The 17137-nt window shown below is 68.8% G+C and carries 13 protein-coding genes; 3 read left to right on the forward strand and 10 right to left on the reverse strand.

From position 1 onward, the window contains the following. From P1Y20_RS03625 to gyrB, 8 genes are all read right to left on the reverse strand, one after another. Complete coding sequence (locus P1Y20_RS03625) at window positions 1-1038, reverse strand: ABC transporter permease (protein WP_368662134.1); 1038 nt, start codon at window positions 1036-1038, stop codon at window positions 1-3. Then, on the reverse strand, window positions 1031-2311 hold the full coding sequence (locus P1Y20_RS03630) for an ABC transporter permease (RefSeq protein ID WP_304447292.1): 1281 nt from the start codon (window positions 2309-2311) through the stop codon (window positions 1031-1033). The genes P1Y20_RS03625 and P1Y20_RS03630 overlap by 8 nt, the downstream gene beginning before the upstream one ends. Next, on the reverse strand, window positions 2308-3954 hold the full coding sequence (locus P1Y20_RS03635; RefSeq protein ID WP_304447293.1) for an ABC transporter ATP-binding protein: 1647 nt from the start codon (window positions 3952-3954) through the stop codon (window positions 2308-2310). The genes P1Y20_RS03630 and P1Y20_RS03635 overlap by 4 nt, the downstream gene beginning before the upstream one ends. 36 nt (window positions 3955-3990) lie before the next feature. Next, window positions 3991-5109: a BMP family lipoprotein gene (locus tag P1Y20_RS03640; protein ID WP_304447294.1), complete on the reverse strand. Its 1119-nt coding sequence runs from the start codon at window positions 5107-5109 to the stop codon at window positions 3991-3993. A gap of 149 nt (window positions 5110-5258) precedes the next feature. After that, window positions 5259-6626, reverse strand: coding sequence for a phosphohexomutase domain-containing protein (locus tag P1Y20_RS03645; protein ID WP_304447295.1), 1368 nt, complete (start codon window positions 6624-6626; stop codon window positions 5259-5261). Between the two features lie 106 nt (window positions 6627-6732). After that, entirely contained in the window at window positions 6733-7191 is a 459-nt protein-coding gene (locus tag P1Y20_RS03650) for a DUF5793 family protein (protein WP_304447296.1), read from the reverse strand. 72 nt (window positions 7192-7263) lie between these two features. Beyond that, window positions 7264-9771 (reverse strand): DNA gyrase subunit A, encoded by a 2508-nt coding sequence (gyrA, locus tag P1Y20_RS03655; RefSeq protein ID WP_304447297.1) that lies wholly within the window; start codon window positions 9769-9771, stop codon window positions 7264-7266. A 75-nt stretch (window positions 9772-9846) separates the two neighbouring features. Further along, a complete protein-coding gene (gene gyrB, locus P1Y20_RS03660; protein ID WP_304447298.1) occupies window positions 9847-11763 on the reverse strand; it encodes a DNA topoisomerase (ATP-hydrolyzing) subunit B in 1917 nt (638 codons plus the stop codon). A gap of 168 nt (window positions 11764-11931) precedes the next feature. Between gyrB and P1Y20_RS03665 the strand changes: the two genes are divergently transcribed. The 3 genes from P1Y20_RS03665 (at window position 11932) to P1Y20_RS03675 (ending at window position 15737) form a co-directional block, all read left to right on the forward strand. Next, entirely contained in the window at window positions 11932-14319 is a 2388-nt protein-coding gene (locus P1Y20_RS03665) for a DNA topoisomerase VI subunit B (RefSeq protein WP_304447299.1), read from the forward strand. A 3-nt stretch (window positions 14320-14322) separates the two neighbouring features. Next, window positions 14323-15429, forward strand: a complete 1107-nt coding sequence (locus tag P1Y20_RS03670; protein WP_304447300.1) for a DNA topoisomerase IV subunit A — start codon at window positions 14323-14325, stop codon at window positions 15427-15429. A 68-nt stretch (window positions 15430-15497) separates the two neighbouring features. Beyond that, window positions 15498-15737 (forward strand): hypothetical protein, encoded by a 240-nt coding sequence (locus P1Y20_RS03675; RefSeq protein ID WP_304447301.1) that lies wholly within the window; start codon window positions 15498-15500, stop codon window positions 15735-15737. Window positions 15738-15756: 19 nt separating this feature from the next. Here the strand turns inward: P1Y20_RS03675 and P1Y20_RS03680 are convergent, their stop codons facing one another. Continuing rightward, on the reverse strand, window positions 15757-16503 hold the full coding sequence (locus tag P1Y20_RS03680) for an MBL fold metallo-hydrolase (RefSeq protein ID WP_304447302.1): 747 nt from the start codon (window positions 16501-16503) through the stop codon (window positions 15757-15759). A 50-nt stretch (window positions 16504-16553) separates the two neighbouring features. Continuing rightward, entirely contained in the window at window positions 16554-17099 is a 546-nt protein-coding gene (locus P1Y20_RS03685) for a CBS domain-containing protein (RefSeq protein ID WP_304447303.1), read from the reverse strand. Window positions 17100-17137 lie beyond the last annotated feature (38 nt).

The following is a 17137-nucleotide window of genomic DNA, read 5'->3' on the forward strand; positions in this document are numbered from 1 at the left end:
TCAGTCCTCGCCGGACTCGTAGTGTTCGCCCGCGGCCTTGGGGATGCGCGTCCGGCCGACCAGCGCCAGCACGACGATGACGCCGATGTACGGCACCGTCTGCAGGAGCGTCGAGGACACCTCGATGCCGCTGAACTGCAGGGGACGCTCGACGGCCTCCAGCCCGGAGAACAGGAGCGTCGAGAAGAACGCCCCGACGGGGTTGTAGTTGCCGAAGAGGTACGCCACGATGGCGATGAACCCACGCCCGCCGATCATCGTCTCGCCGCCGCCGATGAACTGCTGGACGTTGAACGCGAAGGCGGCGCCGCCGATGCCGGAGAACAGCCCCGACAGCAGGACGGCGGCGTAGCGGACCCGGGTGACGCTCACGCCGACCGTGTCGAGCGCCTTGGGGTTCTCGCCGCTGGCTTCGACCCAGCGCCCGAAGGCCGTCCGATTGAGCACGTACCACGCGACGGCCACCGCGACGACCATCCCGTAGACGGCGATGCTCAGGTCGAAGGGGCCCACCGCGACCGAGGGCAGCGCGCTGACCGTCGGCGTGTTCTTCGACCCGTAGAGGATCTGTGCGGCGAACGGCGCGAACCCGAGCGCGACGAGCCAGATGGCGAGCCCTGCGATGATCTGGTCGGCGCGGAACTCGATGCAGACGACGGCGAAGACCCCCGCGAGCAGGACGCTCGCGAGGACGCCGACGCCCATCCCGAGCCAGACCGACCCGGTCGCGAGCGCGCCGTAGATGGCGGCGAACGCGGAGATGATGAGTAGCCCTTCCAACCCGATGTTGATGACGCCGCTCTTCTCCGCGAAGATGCCGCCGAGGGCGGCGAAACAGATGGGGACGGCCGCCCGTAACGCCGACTCGATGGTCCCCGGGCGCGTCGAGACGGCGAACAGCGTCCCGACGAGCGTGTCGGGGAAGAGCGTCCCCGCGAGCGCGAACGCGGCGACGAAGGCGACCGCCGCGAGGCCGATGTACCCCCGCGAGGAGAGGTCACGGACGCGCCCCAGCGGGGTCGTCGTCTCGCTACTCATCGCGCTCACCCCCGGCGCTGCCGCCGTCGGTCGCGACGGCGCGGTCGCCGCTCCGCGGACCGGTCAGCCGTCGACCGGCCAGTCGGAAGAACTCCGGCATGGCCACGAACAGGATGATGAGTCCCCGGAGCACGTCGACCAGTTCCGGCGGGACGTTGGTCGCCTGTACCGACAGCGCCCCGTTCTTCAGGACGCCGAAGAGGAACGCCGCGGGCAACACCCCGAGGGGGTTGTTCCCCGCGAGGATGGAGACGGTGATGCCGTCGAACCCGTAGGACGGGACCGACCCGCCGAAGTAACCGAAGTAGAGCAGGACGTACACCGTCCCCGCGAGACCGCCGAGCGCACCGGAGAGCGCCATGCTGCTGACGATGGTCCGTTTCGAGTCGACGCCGCCGTACTCCGCGGCCTCCGGCTGGAGGCCGCTCGTCCGGAGGTCGAAGCCGAAGGTGGTTCGTTCGAGCAGCAGGTAGACCCCCACGAGGAGGGCGACCCCCAGCGCGAGCGCGACCAGCGAGAACGGCGCCCGCGGGTCGAACGCGACCGTCGGGAACGAGACGAACTCGGGGAGCGTCTCGGTCTTCGTCGAGACGGACTCGGGGTCGGCGAAGCGGTTCTGGACGAGGTAGAGCGCGACCAGCGACGCGACGAAGTTGAGCATGATGGTCGTGATGACCTCGTTGGAGTCGGCGTAGGCCTTCAGCGCGCCGGGGATAGCCCCGTAGAGGCCGCCGAAGACGGCGCCGACCAGCAGCCCGAGCGGGAGGACGACGAGCGTCCCGACGACGCCGTCGAAGTACGGTGCGACGGCCAGCATCGCGACCGTACTCGCCAGTCCGCCCGCGATGAGCTGGCCCTGCGTCCCGATGTTGAAGATGCCCGCGCGGAACGCGACGGCGACCGACAGCCCCGTGAACAGCAGGATGGTCGTCTCCGCGAGCGTCCGGGCCATCGCGCCGTTGAACGGGCTCCAGCCGGTCTGGATGGGTGCCGCGAACTGCCCGTGGAGCGGGTCGAAGTACGGGTTGATGGGGTTGCCGAGCGCCCCGAGGAACAGCGCGTCGTACACCGCCGCCGGGTCGTAACAGAACCCGACGCCGAAGTACGACACCGCCGGCTGGGCGCACGTCGCCGTCCGCCCCGCCGCGAGGATGATGAGCGCGCCGACGAACAGCGACAGCGCGAGCGACGCGAGGCTGATGAGGAACCGCTCGGTCCCCGACGCCTCCAGTAACCGTTCGAGGGCGGCCTCGGCGCGTTCGCGCGCGCTCATCGCTCACCCCCCCGGTTCGCGTTCGCCCCCGGCGAGGGTTCGGCGCCGTCGGCGTCGGGGGGCGTGTCGGTCGCGTCCGCCTCGACCGTCTCGGGCGTCTCGCCCGCCATCAGCAGGCCGAGTTCCTCCTCGGTGGTCGCCTCCGGGTCGACGACGTCCATGATACGACCGTCGTGGATGACCGCGAGGCGGTCGGAGAGCGCCCTGACCTCGTCGAGCTGGGCGGAGACGACCAGAACGGCCACGCCCGCGTCGCGCAGCGCGACGAGGCGCTCGTGGATGAACTCCGTCGACCCGATGTCAACCCCACGGGTGGGGTGGGTGGCGACGACCACCCGGGGGTCGCGGGAGAACTCGCGGCCGACGATGAACTTCTGCTGGTTGCCGCCGGAGAGCGACTGCGCCGACGTGTCCGCGTTCGGCGGCCGCACGTCGTACGTCTCGATTATCTCCTCCGCGTGCTCGCGCGTCCGTCCCCAGTCGATGCGCCCGCCGCGGGCGTAGGGTGCGCTGTGCTGGTTGCCGAGGAGGCCGTTCTCCACGAGGTCGAAGTCCATCACCAGGCCGCGCTCGTGGCGGTCCTCGGGGACGTACGCCATGTGTGCGTCGATGCGCTCGCGGCGCGACCAGTCGGTGACGTCCTCGCCGTCGAGGTGGACGCGCCCCCCGTCGGGGGTGCGAAGGCCGGTGATGGCCTCGACGAGTTCGGACTGGCCGTTGCCGTCGACGCCCGCGATGCCGAACACCTCGCCGGCACGGACGTCGAAGGAGACGTCGGAGACGGCCTCGACGCCGCGGTCGTCGCTCGCAGTGAGTCCGTCGACCGAGAGGACGGGTGCGCCGGGGTCGGCGGGACCCTTCTCCACTTCGAGGAGGACCTCGCGGCCGACCATCAGCTCCGCGAGCGACTCGCGGTCGGTCGTGGCCGCGTCGACGGTCCCGACGTTCTCGCCGTCGCGCAGGACGGTGATGTCGTCGGCGGCGTGCATCGCCTCGCCGAGTTTGTGCGTGATGAAGATGATGGTCTTGCCCTGCGCCGTCAGTTCGTCGAACACCGCGAAGAGGTCGTCGACCTCCTGTGGGGTGAGGACGGCGGTCGGTTCGTCGAGGATGAGGACGTCGGCGCCGCGGTACAGCGCCTTCAGTATCTCCGCGCGCTGCTGGACGCCGACGCTCACGTCCTCGATGCGCGCCTCGGGGTCGATGTCGAACCCGTAGCGCTCGCTCAACTCGGCGACCTCGCGGCGCGCGCGGTCGCGGTCGACGGCGAGGCCGAGCCACTTGTTCGGCTCGTTACCGAGCGTGACGTTCTCGGCGACGGTCATCGGGTCGACCAGCATGAAGTGCTGGTGTATCATCCCGATGCCGGCGTCGATGGCGTCGCTCGGCGTGTCGAACGTCCGTGGAGCGTCGACGTAGCCGCCGTCGCCGTCCGGTTCGAGACCGTCGCCGTTCACGTACACGTCGCCGGCGGTCGGCTCGTAGAGGCCGTAGAGGACGTTCATCAGCGTCGTCTTGCCGGCGCCGTTCTCGCCGAGGAGGGCGTGGACCGTGCCCGCCTCGACGGCGAGGTCGACGTCGTCGTTGGCGACGACCCCCGGGAACCGCTTGGTGATCCCGTCGAGATGGACGGCTGTCGTCATTGGCGATAGCTCTGTGTCTGCATCGTGCCCGTTCTGTTAGAGTTCGTCCGGGTCCGTGGGAACCTCTATCTCCCCGTCGATTATCCCCTGGCGCGTCTCGTCGACGCTGTCCTTGATGGACCCCGGGATGGCGTCGCCGAGTTCCTGACCGTAGACTGCCGCGACGCCCTCCTCTTCCAGGCTGAGCGCGGTGGTCTCGCCGCCGGTGAACTCGTCGTTCACCACCGCCTCGACGGAGTCGAACACCGCGGTGTCGACGCGCTTGACCATGCTCGCGAGGATGACGTCAGCGTAGTCCTCCTGCGTGACCGACTGGTCGCGGTCGACGCCGATGGCGTAGCGCCCGGCCTCCTGGGCCGCGCCGAAGACGCCCGTCCCGGTGTTCCCGGCCGCGTGGTAGACGATGTCGGCACCCCGGTCGTACATCGAGAGCGCCGCCTCCTGCCCGCCCGAGGGGTCGTTGAAGTCACCGACGTAGCTCGTCAGGACCTCGACGTCCTCGTTGGCGGCCTGTGCGCCCGCCGTGAACCCGGCCTCGAACCGGCCGATGAGTTCGCCCTCGACGCCGCCGACGAACCCGACCGTCGTCTCGTCGGGCACCGTCTCGCCGCCGCCCTCGCTGAACTCCTCGGTCGTCAGCAGGCCGGCCATCTGGCCGACGAGGTACGACCCCTGCTCCTCGCGGAAGACGTAGCTCGACACGTTGTCCGCGTCGACCGTCTCGTCGACGATCATGAAGTTCTGTTCCGCGTACTGCGGCGCGGTATCCGTGAGCGAGGACTGCTGGAGGAAGCCGATGCAGCAGACGAGGTCGTAGTTCCCCGACTGCGCGAGTTCCTGCTGGAACGTCGGGAACTGCGACTCCTCGTCCGGCTGGCGCTCCGCGTACTCGATGCCGAGTTCCTCCTCGGCCTGCTGGATGCCCTGCTGGGCCTGGTCGTTGAACGACCCGTCGCCGAGGCCACCGGTCGCGTACACCATGCCGATGTTCGCGGCCGCCTCGCCGCCGTCGCCGCCGCTCCCGTTACTGTCGTTGCTGTCGTTACTGTCGTTGCCGCCACCGCCGTTCCCGTCACCGGTCGGGCCGCCGGTACAGCCAGCCAGCCCGGTCACGCCGACGATACCCGCACCCTTGAGGAAATCGCGCCTCTCCATGTCTATAGACACCTACCCAAGAACCGTTACGGCGCGTGAATAAGTACATCGTTTCTCAGTAGCGTCACGACCAGGTCGAACGTCGATTAATCCCGGGTAACGACGGACGAACGGAACGGTACACGCGACGGAAACGTGCCGTCGTCGGCTTACTCGGCGTCCGAGACGGCCGCCTCCACCTCGTCGACGACCGTCGCCACCAGCTCGTCGACCGTCTCGCTCTCCGCGTACACCCTGACGTAGGGTTCGGTCCCGCTCGGGCGCACCAGCGTCCACGCCCCGCCGAAGTCCAGGCGAACGCCGTACTCCGTCTCGACGGTCGCCTCGGGGAAGGCGGCCGGCAGGCGGTCGGTCAACAGCGCCATCGCCCCCGCCTTCGCCTCGTCGGGACAGCGGACGCTCACCTTCCGGTAGGGCCGCTCGGTGACGGGGTCGCGTAGCGCCGCGAGGCCGCCGGTGCCGTCGGGACCGGCCGCCGCCCCGACCAGCACCGCGAGCACGGCGGCGCTCGCCACGCCGTCTATCCACGGCCCGAACGCCGTGTGGATGTGCTTCCACGGTTCGCCCGCGAAGACGACGTCGCCGCCCGCCGTCCGGACGGCCGCGATGCCCTCGTGGAGCGAGCCGAGTTTCACCCGTTCGGTGCGACCGCCGGCGGCCGCCACGCGCTCGTCGATGCGCCCGGAGGCGTTCGGCGTCGTCACCACCACCGGGTCGGCCGCGTCGCTCTCGCGGACGTAGTGCTCGGCGAGGACGGCGAGGACGGTGTCCTCGTGGACGACCTCGCCCGACCGGTCGACGACGACGATGCGGTCCGCGTCGCCGTCGTGGGCGAGGCCGAGTACCGGTCCCTCGCAGTCGGCGACGAACCGACGGAGGTCCGTCACCGTCTCCGGGGTGGGCTTGCTCGGCCGGCCGGGGAAGTGTCCGTCGACCGTCGCGTTGAGCGCGACGACGCGCGCGCCGAGGTCCCGGAGCACCTGCGGCGCGGCGAGCGCCGCCATCCCGTTCCCACAGTCGAGGACGACGGTCACGCCATCGAGGGCGGCCCCCCGCTCGCGGGCGTAGGCGACGACCGCGCGACGGTAGTCGGACAGCGGGTCGACCGCCCGCGAGTCGCCCCACTCGTCCCACGCGACGGGGGGCGCCTCGTCGGCGACCCGGCGCTCGATGCGCGCCTCGCCCGCCCCGTCGTACTCCTCGCCGTCGACGAACAGTTTCAGTCCGTTGTCGGTCGGCGGGTTGTGGCTCGCCGTCACCTGGAGGCCGTGGCGCCCGCGCGAGGCGAACGCGAGCGTCGGCGTCGGTACCTGTCCGACCCGGAGGACGGTCGCGCCGGCGCTCGTCACGCCGGCTTCCACCGCCGCCGCGAGCGACGGCCCCGTCTCGCGGCCGTCGCGCCCGACGACGAGTTCCTCGGCGTCCCGTCCGATGGCCCGCCCCACGGCGAGCGCCAGTTCCGGCGTCACTCGCTCGCGGGCGTCGCCGCGAATTCCCGCGGTCCCAAAGAGGTCCATGTCCGTACGCGGGGTGGGAGGTACTTATCTCGATTCGTGTCGGTCCGTCGCGGGCGGCGGGGGCAAGTGGGAGAAGGGAAGTGAGGAGGGAACGTGCGTCCCGGCCTCAGAGTTCGACGCCGCTCGGGATGAGACTGTGCTGGCGGAGCAGTTCCCCCGCGATGTCGTAGACGAGGAACGTCGACTTGTCGTAGGTGGCGACCTGCTCGTCGTCGATACTGATGGCTATCTGGTAGCGACCGTCGTCGATGTCGGCCGCCTTGCCGTAGGCGCGCGCGGCCGTCACGAGGTCGATGACCGTCGTCGCCTCCACGTTGACCTCGAGGACGTAGTCGCCGGTGATGCGGTTGGTTATCGAGAAGACGCCCGTGGCGCCGGGGCCCATCTCGGGGTCCTGCAGACGGTAGGCGACGTCGACACGCGCAGCGTCGAGCGTCTCCCCGGACTCGTCGGTCAGGCGGGTCTCGAACGGCCCCTCAGGGCCGTCGAAGTCGACGGTCACCACCGGCTTGGCGCCCTCCTCCGGACCGGGGTCGACATCGAGGGTGAAGTAATCTCGCCTCATTTAGAATGGAGTTGGCCAGCCGAGGTGAAGAACGTAACGCCGCAGGGTGGTTTCGCCGGGGGTTCGACGGACCTACTCCTCGTCGACGGTCGACACGTCGACGGTCGACACGTCGACGCTCGCCACCCAGTCGTCGTCGTCGAGTCGCATGACGCGCACGCCCTGTGTGTTGCGTCCCTGCTCGGACACCTCACTCGCGTGGGTGCGCATTATCTGACCCCCCTCGCTCATGATGACGAGGTCGTCGTCCTCGCGGACGGTCTTCAGCGCGACGACGTGGCCGTTGCGCGCGTTCGTCTTGATGTCGATGAGCCCCTTCCCGTAGCGCGACTGCTTGCGGTACTCGGAGAGGGGGGTACGCTTGCCGTAGCCGTGCCAGGTGACGGTCAGCAGGTCGCGGTCGTCGTCCTCCTTCGCGCAGACGAGGCCGACGACGGCGTCGCCGTCCCAGTCGCGCCGGTCGGCGAGGTTGTCGGTGCCGACGTTGCTGCCGGTCAGTTTAATGGCGTTGACCCCGCGGGCGCTCCGGCCCATCGCCCGGGCCTCCGTCTCGTCGAAGCGGATGGCCATGCCGGCCTCCGTACCGATGATGACGTCCGACTCGCCGTCGGTGACCGCCACGTCGACCAACTCGTCGCCCTTCTCCAGCGAGACGGCGCGGATGCCCGTCGAGAGGATGTTGTCGAACTCGGTGGCGCAGGTGCGCTTGATGTACCCGCCGCGCGTCACCATCGTGAGGAACTCGTCCTCGTCGACGTCGTCGGTGTTGACGATGGCCGTCACGCGTTCGTCGCTGTCGAGCGAGAGGAGGTTCACCGCCGAGCGCCCCCGGGCGGTCCGACCCATCTCCGGCAGTTCGTAGGTCTTCAGCTGGTAGACCTGCCCCGCGCTGGTGAAACAGAGCAGGTAGTCGTGGGTGCTCGCCTGGAAGACGGTGCTCACCCGGTCGCCGTCCTTGAGGCCGGTGCCGATGATGCCCTTCCCGCCCCGGTGCTGGGGGTCGAACGCCGAGAGGGCCATCCGCTTGACGTAGTCGCCCTCCGTGAGCACGACTACCATCTCCTCCTCGGGGATGAGGTCCTCGCGGGTGACGGTCCCGGTGTCCTCGACGATGGAGGTCCGGCGCTCGTCGGCGTACTTATCTCTGACCGACTCCAGTTCCTCCTTGATGACGCCGAGCAGTTCGTCCTCGTCGCCGAGGATGGTCTCCAGCCGTTCGATTTCGGCCGTGACGTCGTCGTACTCGTCCTCGAGTTCGGCGGCCTCGAGCGACGTGAGGCTCCCGAGTTGCATCCGGACGATGTGCTCGGCCTGGGGCTGGGAGAACTCGAAGTGCTCGCGCAGTCCCGCCTTCGCGGCGTCGCGGTCCTCGGACCCCCGGATGAGGTCGACGACGCTGTCGACGTTCTCCAGGGCCTTCAGACGGGCCTCGAGGATGTGTGCGCGGTCCTCGGCCTCCGCGAGGTCGTGTTCGCTGCGTCGGCGCACCACCTCGCGGCGGTGGTTCACGTACTGTTCGAGCAGTTGCTTCAGGTTCAGCACGCGGGGCTGGCCGTCGACGAGCGCCAGTGAGATGATGCTGAACGTCCGTTCGAGGTGGTGTTCGAGCAGCTGGTTCCGCACCACGTCGGCGTTCGCGCCGCGCTTCAGCTCGACGACGATGCGGATGCCGTCGCGGTCGGACTCGTCGCGCAGGTCGCTGATGCCCTCGATGCGCCCCTCGTTGACGTCGCGGGCGATGCGCTCGACGCGCCGGGCCTTGTTCTCCTGGTAGGGGAGTTCGGTGACGACGATGCGGCGGGCCTCCTCGTCGACCTCCAGTTCGGCGCGCACGCGGAGCTTCCCCCGCCCGGTCTGGTAGGCGTCGTAGATGCCCTGTCGCCCGACGATGTTCGCCGCCGTCGGGAAGTCCGGCCCCTCGACGAACTCCATCAGGTCGCGGACGGTGCAGTCGGGGTTGTCGATGAGGTGGACGACGCCGTCGACCACCTCCCCGAGGTTGTGCGGCGGGATGTTCGTCGACATCCCGACGGCGATGCCCGAGGAGCCGTTGAGCAGGAGGTTCGGCAGCGCCGCGGGGAGCACCGACGGTTCCTCCAACCGGTCGTCGTAGTTCGACTGGAAGTCGACGGTGTCCTTCTCGATGTCGGCCAGCAGTTCCTCGGCGACGGGCGCCATCCGCGCCTCCGTGTAGCGCATCGCCGCCGGCGGGTCGCCGTCGACGCTCCCGAAGTTCCCCTGGCCGTCCACGAGGGGGTAGCGAAGCGAGAAGTCCTGGGCCATCCGGGCCAGCGCGTCGTAGATGGAGGCGTCGCCGTGGGGGTGGTAGCTCCCCATCGTGTCCCCGACGATGTTCGAGGCCTTCCGGTGGCCCGCGTTCGAGGAGATGCCCTCCTCGTGCATCGCGTAGAGGATGCGTCGCTGGACGGGTTTGAGGCCGTCGCGGACGTCCGGCAGCGCGCGTCCCGCGATGACGCTCATCGCGTAGTCGATGTACGACTGCTCCATCTCCTCCTCGACGCGGACGGGACGGACCTGGTCTGCGACCTCGGGGACGTCGTCCGGGAGGTCGGTGCTCATCGTCGCACCTCGTCGGTCGTCGCGGTACTGGGCTCTGCGTTGGTGTGCGTATCCATGGTGTGTCTTCGTCGGATATCAGATGTCGACCCACTCGGCGTCGGTCGAGTGTTCCTTGATGAACTCGCGTCGCGGTTCGACGGCGTCGCCCATCAGGACGGAGAACATGCGGTCGGCGGCCGCCGCGTCCTCGATGGTTATCTGCTTCAGGATGCGGTTGTCCGGGTCCATCGTCGTCTCCCAGAGCTGTTCGGGGTTCATCTCCCCGAGGCCCTTGAAGCGCTGGACCTGGTCGGGCGAGCCGTCACAGACCTCCTCGACGATGCGTTCGCGGTCCGCCTCCGTCATCGCGTCGTAGGTCTCGCCCTTGTAGCGGATGCGGTACAGCGGCGGCTGGGCGGCGTAGACGTAGCCCGCCTCCAGCAGCGGCCTCATGTGACGGTAGAGGAACGTCAGGTAGAGCGTGCGGATGTGCGCGCCGTCGACGTCCGCGTCCGTCATGATGATTATCTTGTGGTAGCGGGCGTTCTCGATGTCGAACTCCTCGCCGATACCCGTCCCGATGGCGGTGATGAGGTTGCGTATCTTCTCGTTCTCGAGGACGCGGTCGAGGCGGTGCTTCTCGGCGTTGAGGATTTTCCCGAACAGCGGGAGGATGGCCTGGAAGCCGGGGTCGCGCGCCTGTTTCGCCGACCCGCCGGCGGAGTCGCCCTCGACGACGAACAGTTCGGCGTCCTCGGGGTCGCGCGTCTGGCAGTCGGCCAGCTTCCCGGGCAGGGACGTCGAGGAGAGGGCGCTCTTGCGCCGGGTGAGCTCCTCGGCCTTCCGGGCGGCCATGCGCGCCTTCGCCGCGTCGACGGCCTTCGCGATGATGACCGCCGCCGTCTTCGGGTGCTCCTCGAGGTACGTCCCGAGTTCGCTGTGGACGGCGCTCTCGACGATGCCCCGGACCTCGCTGTTGCCGAGTTTCGTCTTCGTCTGTCCCTCGAACTGGGGGTCGGGGTGTTTGACGGAGATGACGCAGGTGAGGCCCTCGCGGATGTCCTCGCCCTTCAGATTGCCGTCGATGCCGTCGGCGAGGCCGTTGCTCGCGGCGTAGTCGTTGACCACGCGCGTCAGGGCGGTCTTCAGCCCCGTGAGGTGGGTGCCGCCCTCGCGGGTGTTGATGTTGTTGGCGAAGGCGTGGATGGAGCTCTGGACGCCGTCGGTCGCCTGCATGGCGACCTCCACCTGGATGTCGTCCTGTTCGGTGTCGAAGTAGACGACGTCCTCGTGGAGGGCGGTCCGGCTCTCGTTGAGGTAGGCGACGAACTCCCGGATACCGCCGTCGTAGCGGAAGGTGGTCGCCAGGTCCTCGCGCTCGTCGCGCAGCGTCACCTCGACGCCGGGGTTGAGGAAGGCGAGTTCGCGGAGGCGGGATTCGAGCGTGGTGAAGTTGAACGCGGTCGTCTCGAAGATGTCGTCGTCCGGCCAGAACCGGATGGTCGTCCCCGTCTCCTCGTCGGCGTCCATGTCGCGGACGCGCTCGAAGGCGTCGGGTTCGGGTTCGCCGTGGTCGAAGCGGTCGCGCCAGACGGCGCCGTCGCGCTTCACCTCGACGTCGAGCCACTTCGAGAGGGCGTTGACGACGCTCACACCGACGCCGTGGAGGCCGCCGGAGACCTGGTAGGACTTGCTGTCGAACTTCCCGCCGGCGTGGAGGACGGTCATGATGACCTCGAGGGCGGGGAGGTCGTACTCGCTGTGGGTGTCGACGGGGATGCCGCGCCCGTCGTCGCTGACCGACACCGAGTCGTCGTCGTGGATGGTCACCTCGATGGTGTCGCAGTAGCCGGCGAGTGCCTCGTCGATGGCGTTGTCGACGACCTCGTAGACGAGATGGTGGAGCCCGCGGGTGTCCGTCGAGCCGATGTACATGGCGGGGCGCTTCCGAACGGCCTCCAGGCCCTCGAGGACCTGAATCTGCCCCGCGCTATACTCTGATTCGTGAGACATGAACTTCTTGCCAGCCCTTGGAAGTTGCCATTGATAAAACCCCCGCACGCGCACGCGGGCGTGAGACAGCCTCTGGTATTACGTGTCACGATTTCGCCCGCGAACCGTTCTACTTTCACCGCGCTTGCGCGGAGGTTTTAAGCCGGGGGTCACAACGGGGGGACAGGAATGACGTCATACCAGTCTGAACTGGGTGGCGGCGGCAACGTCGCCGAGGAGCTGGCGAAGGGCCAGCGCGCCATCTCGATAGCCGAGTTCTTCGAGAAGAACAAGCACATGCTCGGTTTCGACAGCGGGGCGCGCGGGCTCGTCACCGCGGTCAAGGAGGCGGTCGACAACGCCCTCGACGCCACCGAGGAGGCCGGCATCCTCCCGGACCTCTACGTCGAGATCGCGGAGGTCGGCGACTACTACCGCCTCGTCATCGAGGACAACGGCCCCGGCATCACCAAGGCACAGATACCGAAGGTCTTCGGGAAGCTCCTCTACGGCTCTCGGTTCCACGCCCGCGAACAGTCGCGCGGCCAACAGGGTATCGGTATCTCGGCTGCGGTCCTCTACTCGCAACTCACCAGCGGCAAACCCGCGAAGATAACCTCCCGGACGCAGGGCGACGCCGACGCGCAGTACTTCGAACTCATCATCGACACGGACGCGAACGAACCCGAGATATCGGTGGAGTCGACCACCTCGTGGGAGCGCCCCCACGGGACGCGCATCGAACTGGAGATGGAGGCGAACATGCGCGCTCGCCAGCGGCTCCACGACTACATCAAACACACCGCGGTCGTCAACCCCCACGCCCGCATCGAGTTCCGCGAACCGGAGGAGCACCTGAAGTTCGAGCGCGCGACCGACCAGTTGCCCGCCGAGACCGAGGAGATACGCCCCCACCCCCACGGCGTCGAACTCGGGACGCTCATCAAGATGCTGGGTCGGACCGACTCCTACTCCGTCTCGGGGTTCCTCCAGTCGGAGTTCACCCGCGTCGGCCAGAAGACCGCCGACAACCTCCTCGAGAGCTTCCGCGACCAGCACTTCGGCCGGGAGATGAGCTGGGAACCGCCCCGGGCGGGCGTCGACGCCGACGTCGAGGCCCGGGTGGCGGAGGCGGTCAACGGCAAGGGGCAGGCCGCGACCGAGGCGTTCGCGAGCGCCGTCGCCGACGTACTCTCGGAGCGAAGCCGCGTCGCGCACCACGAACTCGTCACGGTCGTGGCGGACGCGGCCGAGCGCACGGCCGAGGAGACGGGGACGGCCTTCGGCGAGACCGTCCGCGAGAACGCCGTCGCGGCCGCGTGGGAGGCGCTCACCGCCGACCGGGAGGCCGACCTCTACCGCCTCGTCGACGAGGTGACGACCAGCCGGAAGGACGACGCCGCCGTCGAGGCGCTCGCCCGGCGCGTCGCGACCACCTTCGCCAACGACGAGGACGGCCGCGACCGGGTCACGCGCGAGACGCTCGCCGCCCGCGTCGGCCGGGCCGCCGAGCGGACGAAAGAGCGCGACGACGTGAGCTTCGGCGATACCGCCCGCGAGAACGTCGTCGAGGCGGTCTGGGGCGTCAGCCGGACGGTCCCCGACGACGTCCCGCCCGTGCGGGAGGTGGCCGCCGACCGCGACACCGCGAGCGACCTGCTGGAGGCGATGCGGGTGACGGACATCCTCTCGCCGCCGACGGACTGCCTCGCGCCCATCACCGACGAGTTGCTGGAGGAGGGCCTCAGAAAGGAGTTCGACGCCGACTTCTACGCCGCGGCGACCCGCGACGCGGAGGTCCACGGCGGCGACCCGTTCGTCGTCGAGGCGGGCATCGCCTACGGCGGCGACCTGAAGGCGGAGGGGCAGGTGGAGGTCCTCCGCTTCGCCAACCGCGTTCCACTGGTGTACCAGCAGGGCGCCTGCGCCATCACGACCGTCGTCAAGGACATCAACTGGCGCAACTACGGCCTCGACCAGCCGGGGGGCAGCGGGATGCCGAACGGTCCCGCCGTCCTCATGGTCCACGTCGCCTCCACGAACGTCCCCTTCACCAGCGAGTCGAAGGACGCCGTGGCGAGCGTCCCGGCCATCGAAGACGAGATAGAACTCGCGCTGCGCGAGGCGGCGCGCGAACTGAAACGGTACCTGAACAAGCGCCGCTCGCTCGAACGTCGCCGTCACAAACAGGACGTCATCGCCGAGATACTCCCCCAGATGGCGGAGAAGCTCTCCGCAGTCACCGGCCGCGACGACCTCGTCATCGAGGACTCGCTGGCGCGCATCATGAACAACGTCCTCGTCGAGCGCGAGGTCGGCGACGGCCGCGTCAGGGTCGTCGTGAACAACTACTCGGAGACGAACGCGGACCTCGAGGTGACCGACATCCTCACCGCCGACCCCGGCGACCTCGACGGCGCGCAGGTCGTCCCGATGGACGGCGAGTGGTTCGTCAAGTGGAACCCGACCGTCCCGAGCGGCGACCGCGCCGTCCTCGAGTACGACGTGAACGGCGACGCCGACTTCGACATCTCCGTCGAGGGCGTCGAGGCGGCGAAACTCACCATCAACGCGTAACCAATGAGCTCAGACACACCGACGAACCCCCAGGACGAGACCGCGAGAGAACAGCTCATCGACCTCGCCGCGGAGTTCTACGACCAGTTCGCCCGCGGCGAGGTGCCGTCGATGCGTATCCCCACCCGGACGAAGTCGAACATCGAGTACGACGAGGAGCAGGGCGTGTGGGTCTACGGCGACCGCCACTCGACGCGCTCGGCCAACTCCGTCGGCGGTGCCCAGAAACTCCTGAAGGCCATCTACGTCATCGACTTCCTGCAGAACCAGCTCGAGGAGAACCGCTCGTCGACCCTGCGTGAGCTGTACTACCTCAGCGAGTCGTGGGACTTGGACGCCGCGCAGTTCAACACGCAGGACGAGTCCAACAGCCTCATCGAGGACCTCGAAATCGTCTCCGAGGTGAAGCGCGAGGACTTCCACATGCGGCCCGAGGAGTCCGGCGCGAAGGTGATGGGACCGCTGCGCATCCGCGAGCAGACCAACCGGGGCGACCGCGAGATACACTGTCAGGACGACGTCGGGCAGGGCGGCTACCAGATACCCAACAACCCCGACACCATCGAGTTCCTCGACCACGACGCCGACTTCGTCATGTGCGTCGAGACCGGCGGGATGCGCGACCGCCTCGTCGAGAACGGCTTCGACGAGGACTACAGCTGCATCGTCGTCCACCTCGGTGGCCAGCCGGCACGGGCGACCCGCCGGCTGACCAAGCGCCTGCACGACGAACTCGACCTGCCGGTGACGGTGTTCACCGACGGCGACCCGTGGTCCTACCGCATCTACGGGTCGGTGGCCTACGGCTCCATCAAGTCCGCGCACCTCTCTCGGTATCTCGCCACGCCCGAGGCGAAGTTCATCGGCATCCAGCCGAGCGACATCGTGGAGTACGACCTGCCGACCGACCCCCTGAGCGACTCGGACGTGAACGCGCTGGAGTCGGAGCTGGAAGACCCCCGCTTCCAGACGGAGTACTGGACCGAGCAGATAGAGTTACAGCTCGACATCAACAAGAAGGCCGAACAGCAGGCGCTCGCCGCCCGCGGTCTGGACTTCGTCACCGACACGTACCTCCCCGAGCGCCTCGACGCGATGGACATCGCCTGAGTCGCCGGGGACGGACCGTCCGCGCGACGTGAACTGAGCTTTTTGTCCGTACTCCACGACCGGGAGCCATGGGCATGGACGGCTGGACCCGCCGGCGCGACCTTGAGGGCGGCAAGCAGGTCTGCATCTGGCTGGAAGAGGAGGGGACCCGCGAACTGTACGTCGAGGACGGGAGCTACAAGGGCGACCCGTACGCCGTCTGGGTGTACGACGACGCGACCGACGAGTGGACCGACCTCGGCGAGTTCGAGGCCGTCGAGGTGGCGGTCGACCGCGCGATGGAGTGGGCCACCGCGGACGCGGGGTAGTTCACCCAGGTGCAGTGGCCTACCGTTCGTCGAGGACGACCGGCACCCCGCGTCCCGCCGCGTCGGCCGCGAAGGCGCCGGAGTCGGCCTCCAGCGCCGCGAACGTGTTGTAGTGAATCGGGAGGACGAGGTCGGGTGCGAGCGTCTCCGCCAGCGTCGCGGCCCCGTGGCGGTCCATCGTGAACGACCCGCCGATGGGCGGGACGAGGAGGGTCGGGTCCTCCGCCTCGTGGTCCGGGAGCACGTCGGAGTCGCCGGTCCAGAGCACCTCCTCGCCGGCCATCGAGAGGGCGAAGCCACAGCCGAATCCCTCGGGGTGGTACGGCTCGCCGTTCTCGCGGGTGTGTGGGCCGTCGGGGTCGTTGGAGGCGGTGACGGCACGGACGTTCGCCCCGTCGACGGCGACGCTCTCGCCGTAGCCGACGCGCTCGGTCCGGGGGAACGCCTCGACGGGGGCCACGTCCCGGGAGATGGTCGCGGCGTCGACGGCCTCGTAGGCGACGACGAGCGTGTCCTCGGTCGCGACGCGCTCGATGCCGTCGGAGTCGTAGTGGTGGTCGTGGGTGACGCAGACGAGGTCCGCGTCGTGGGGTGCGTAGTCCTCGCCGGGCGGGTGGGCGACCCCCGGGGTGTCGGGTTCCCACTCGCCGGTGAGTACGCCGTAGCGACCGGGGTCGAGGTACGCGACGAACCCCTCGTCCGTCTCGATGCGGAGGGTCGCGTAGCCGAGCCAGTCGAGCGTCAGGTCGCGGTAGTGGACGGTCATCCCGTCGGGCTACGGGGTGACGGGGCAAAAAAGCGGCCGCCGGAACCGCGCTACTGCAGGTGGACGGCGACGTCCGCCTCGGTGATGATGCCGGCCATCTCGCCGCGCTCGATGACGATGACGGCGTCGTGGTGGTCGAGGTGGTTGTCTATCTCGTCGAGCGTAGCGTCGCGGGTGACCGTCGTGATGGACTCGCGCATCGCGTCGGCGACGGGGAGTTGCCCCAGCCCTTCCCCCTCGTCGACCTGGCGGATGTCGCTGTTGCTGATGATGCCGACGGGGTAGCCGTCGTGGACGACCGGGAGTTGCGAGTAGCCCTCCTCGCTCATCACGTCGATGGCCTCCCGGACGCTGTCGTCGGGGGCGATGGTGGCGACGGGGGCGTGCATGATGTCACTCGCCCGGAGGATGTCGCCCTCGGCGGCGTCCAGCGCGCCCACGATTCGCCGGAGCGTCGAGAGGCGCGGGTCGACGTCGTCGCCCTCGATACGGGCGATGAGGGGCTGGGAGACGCCCGCGCGGTCGGCGAGTTCGCTCTGCGTGAGGGACAACTCCGTCCGACGTTCGCGGAGGTCCTCGGGAGTCGGCAGTTCCATGCCGGGGGATAACTATCGCTCATACTTGTTTCTACCGC

The organism is Halomarina ordinaria, from assembly GCF_030553305.1.
In the GTDB taxonomy this organism is placed as follows: Archaea; Halobacteriota; Halobacteria; order Halobacteriales; family Haloarculaceae; genus Halomarina; species Halomarina ordinaria.

What these genes read in the sequence shown, in the direction of transcription:
- P1Y20_RS03625 (WP_368662134.1), bottom strand. Translation starts at nt 1,038, where the DNA reads ATGAGTAGCGAGACGACGACCCCGCTGGGGCGCGTCCGTGACCTCTCC.
- P1Y20_RS03630 (WP_304447292.1), bottom strand. Translation starts at nt 2,311, where the DNA reads ATGAGCGCGCGCGAACGCGCCGAGGCCGCCCTCGAACGGTTACTGGAG.
- P1Y20_RS03635 (WP_304447293.1), bottom strand. Translation starts at nt 3,954, where the DNA reads ATGACGACAGCCGTCCATCTCGACGGGATCACCAAGCGGTTCCCGGGG.
- P1Y20_RS03640 (WP_304447294.1), bottom strand. Translation starts at nt 5,109, where the DNA reads ATGGAGAGGCGCGATTTCCTCAAGGGTGCGGGTATCGTCGGCGTGACC.
- P1Y20_RS03645 (WP_304447295.1), bottom strand. Translation starts at nt 6,626, where the DNA reads ATGGACCTCTTTGGGACCGCGGGAATTCGCGGCGACGCCCGCGAGCGA.
- P1Y20_RS03650 (WP_304447296.1), bottom strand. Translation starts at nt 7,191, where the DNA reads ATGAGGCGAGATTACTTCACCCTCGATGTCGACCCCGGTCCGGAGGAG.
- gyrA (WP_304447297.1), bottom strand. Translation starts at nt 9,771, where the DNA reads ATGAGCACCGACCTCCCGGACGACGTCCCCGAGGTCGCAGACCAGGTC.
- gyrB (WP_304447298.1), bottom strand. Translation starts at nt 11,763, where the DNA reads ATGTCTCACGAATCAGAGTATAGCGCGGGGCAGATTCAGGTCCTCGAG.
- P1Y20_RS03665 (WP_304447299.1), top strand. Translation starts at nt 11,932, where the DNA reads ATGACGTCATACCAGTCTGAACTGGGTGGCGGCGGCAACGTCGCCGAG.
- P1Y20_RS03670 (WP_304447300.1), top strand. Translation starts at nt 14,323, where the DNA reads ATGAGCTCAGACACACCGACGAACCCCCAGGACGAGACCGCGAGAGAA.
- P1Y20_RS03675 (WP_304447301.1), top strand. Translation starts at nt 15,498, where the DNA reads ATGGGCATGGACGGCTGGACCCGCCGGCGCGACCTTGAGGGCGGCAAG.
- P1Y20_RS03680 (WP_304447302.1), bottom strand. Translation starts at nt 16,503, where the DNA reads ATGACCGTCCACTACCGCGACCTGACGCTCGACTGGCTCGGCTACGCG.
- P1Y20_RS03685 (WP_304447303.1), bottom strand. Translation starts at nt 17,099, where the DNA reads ATGGAACTGCCGACTCCCGAGGACCTCCGCGAACGTCGGACGGAGTTG.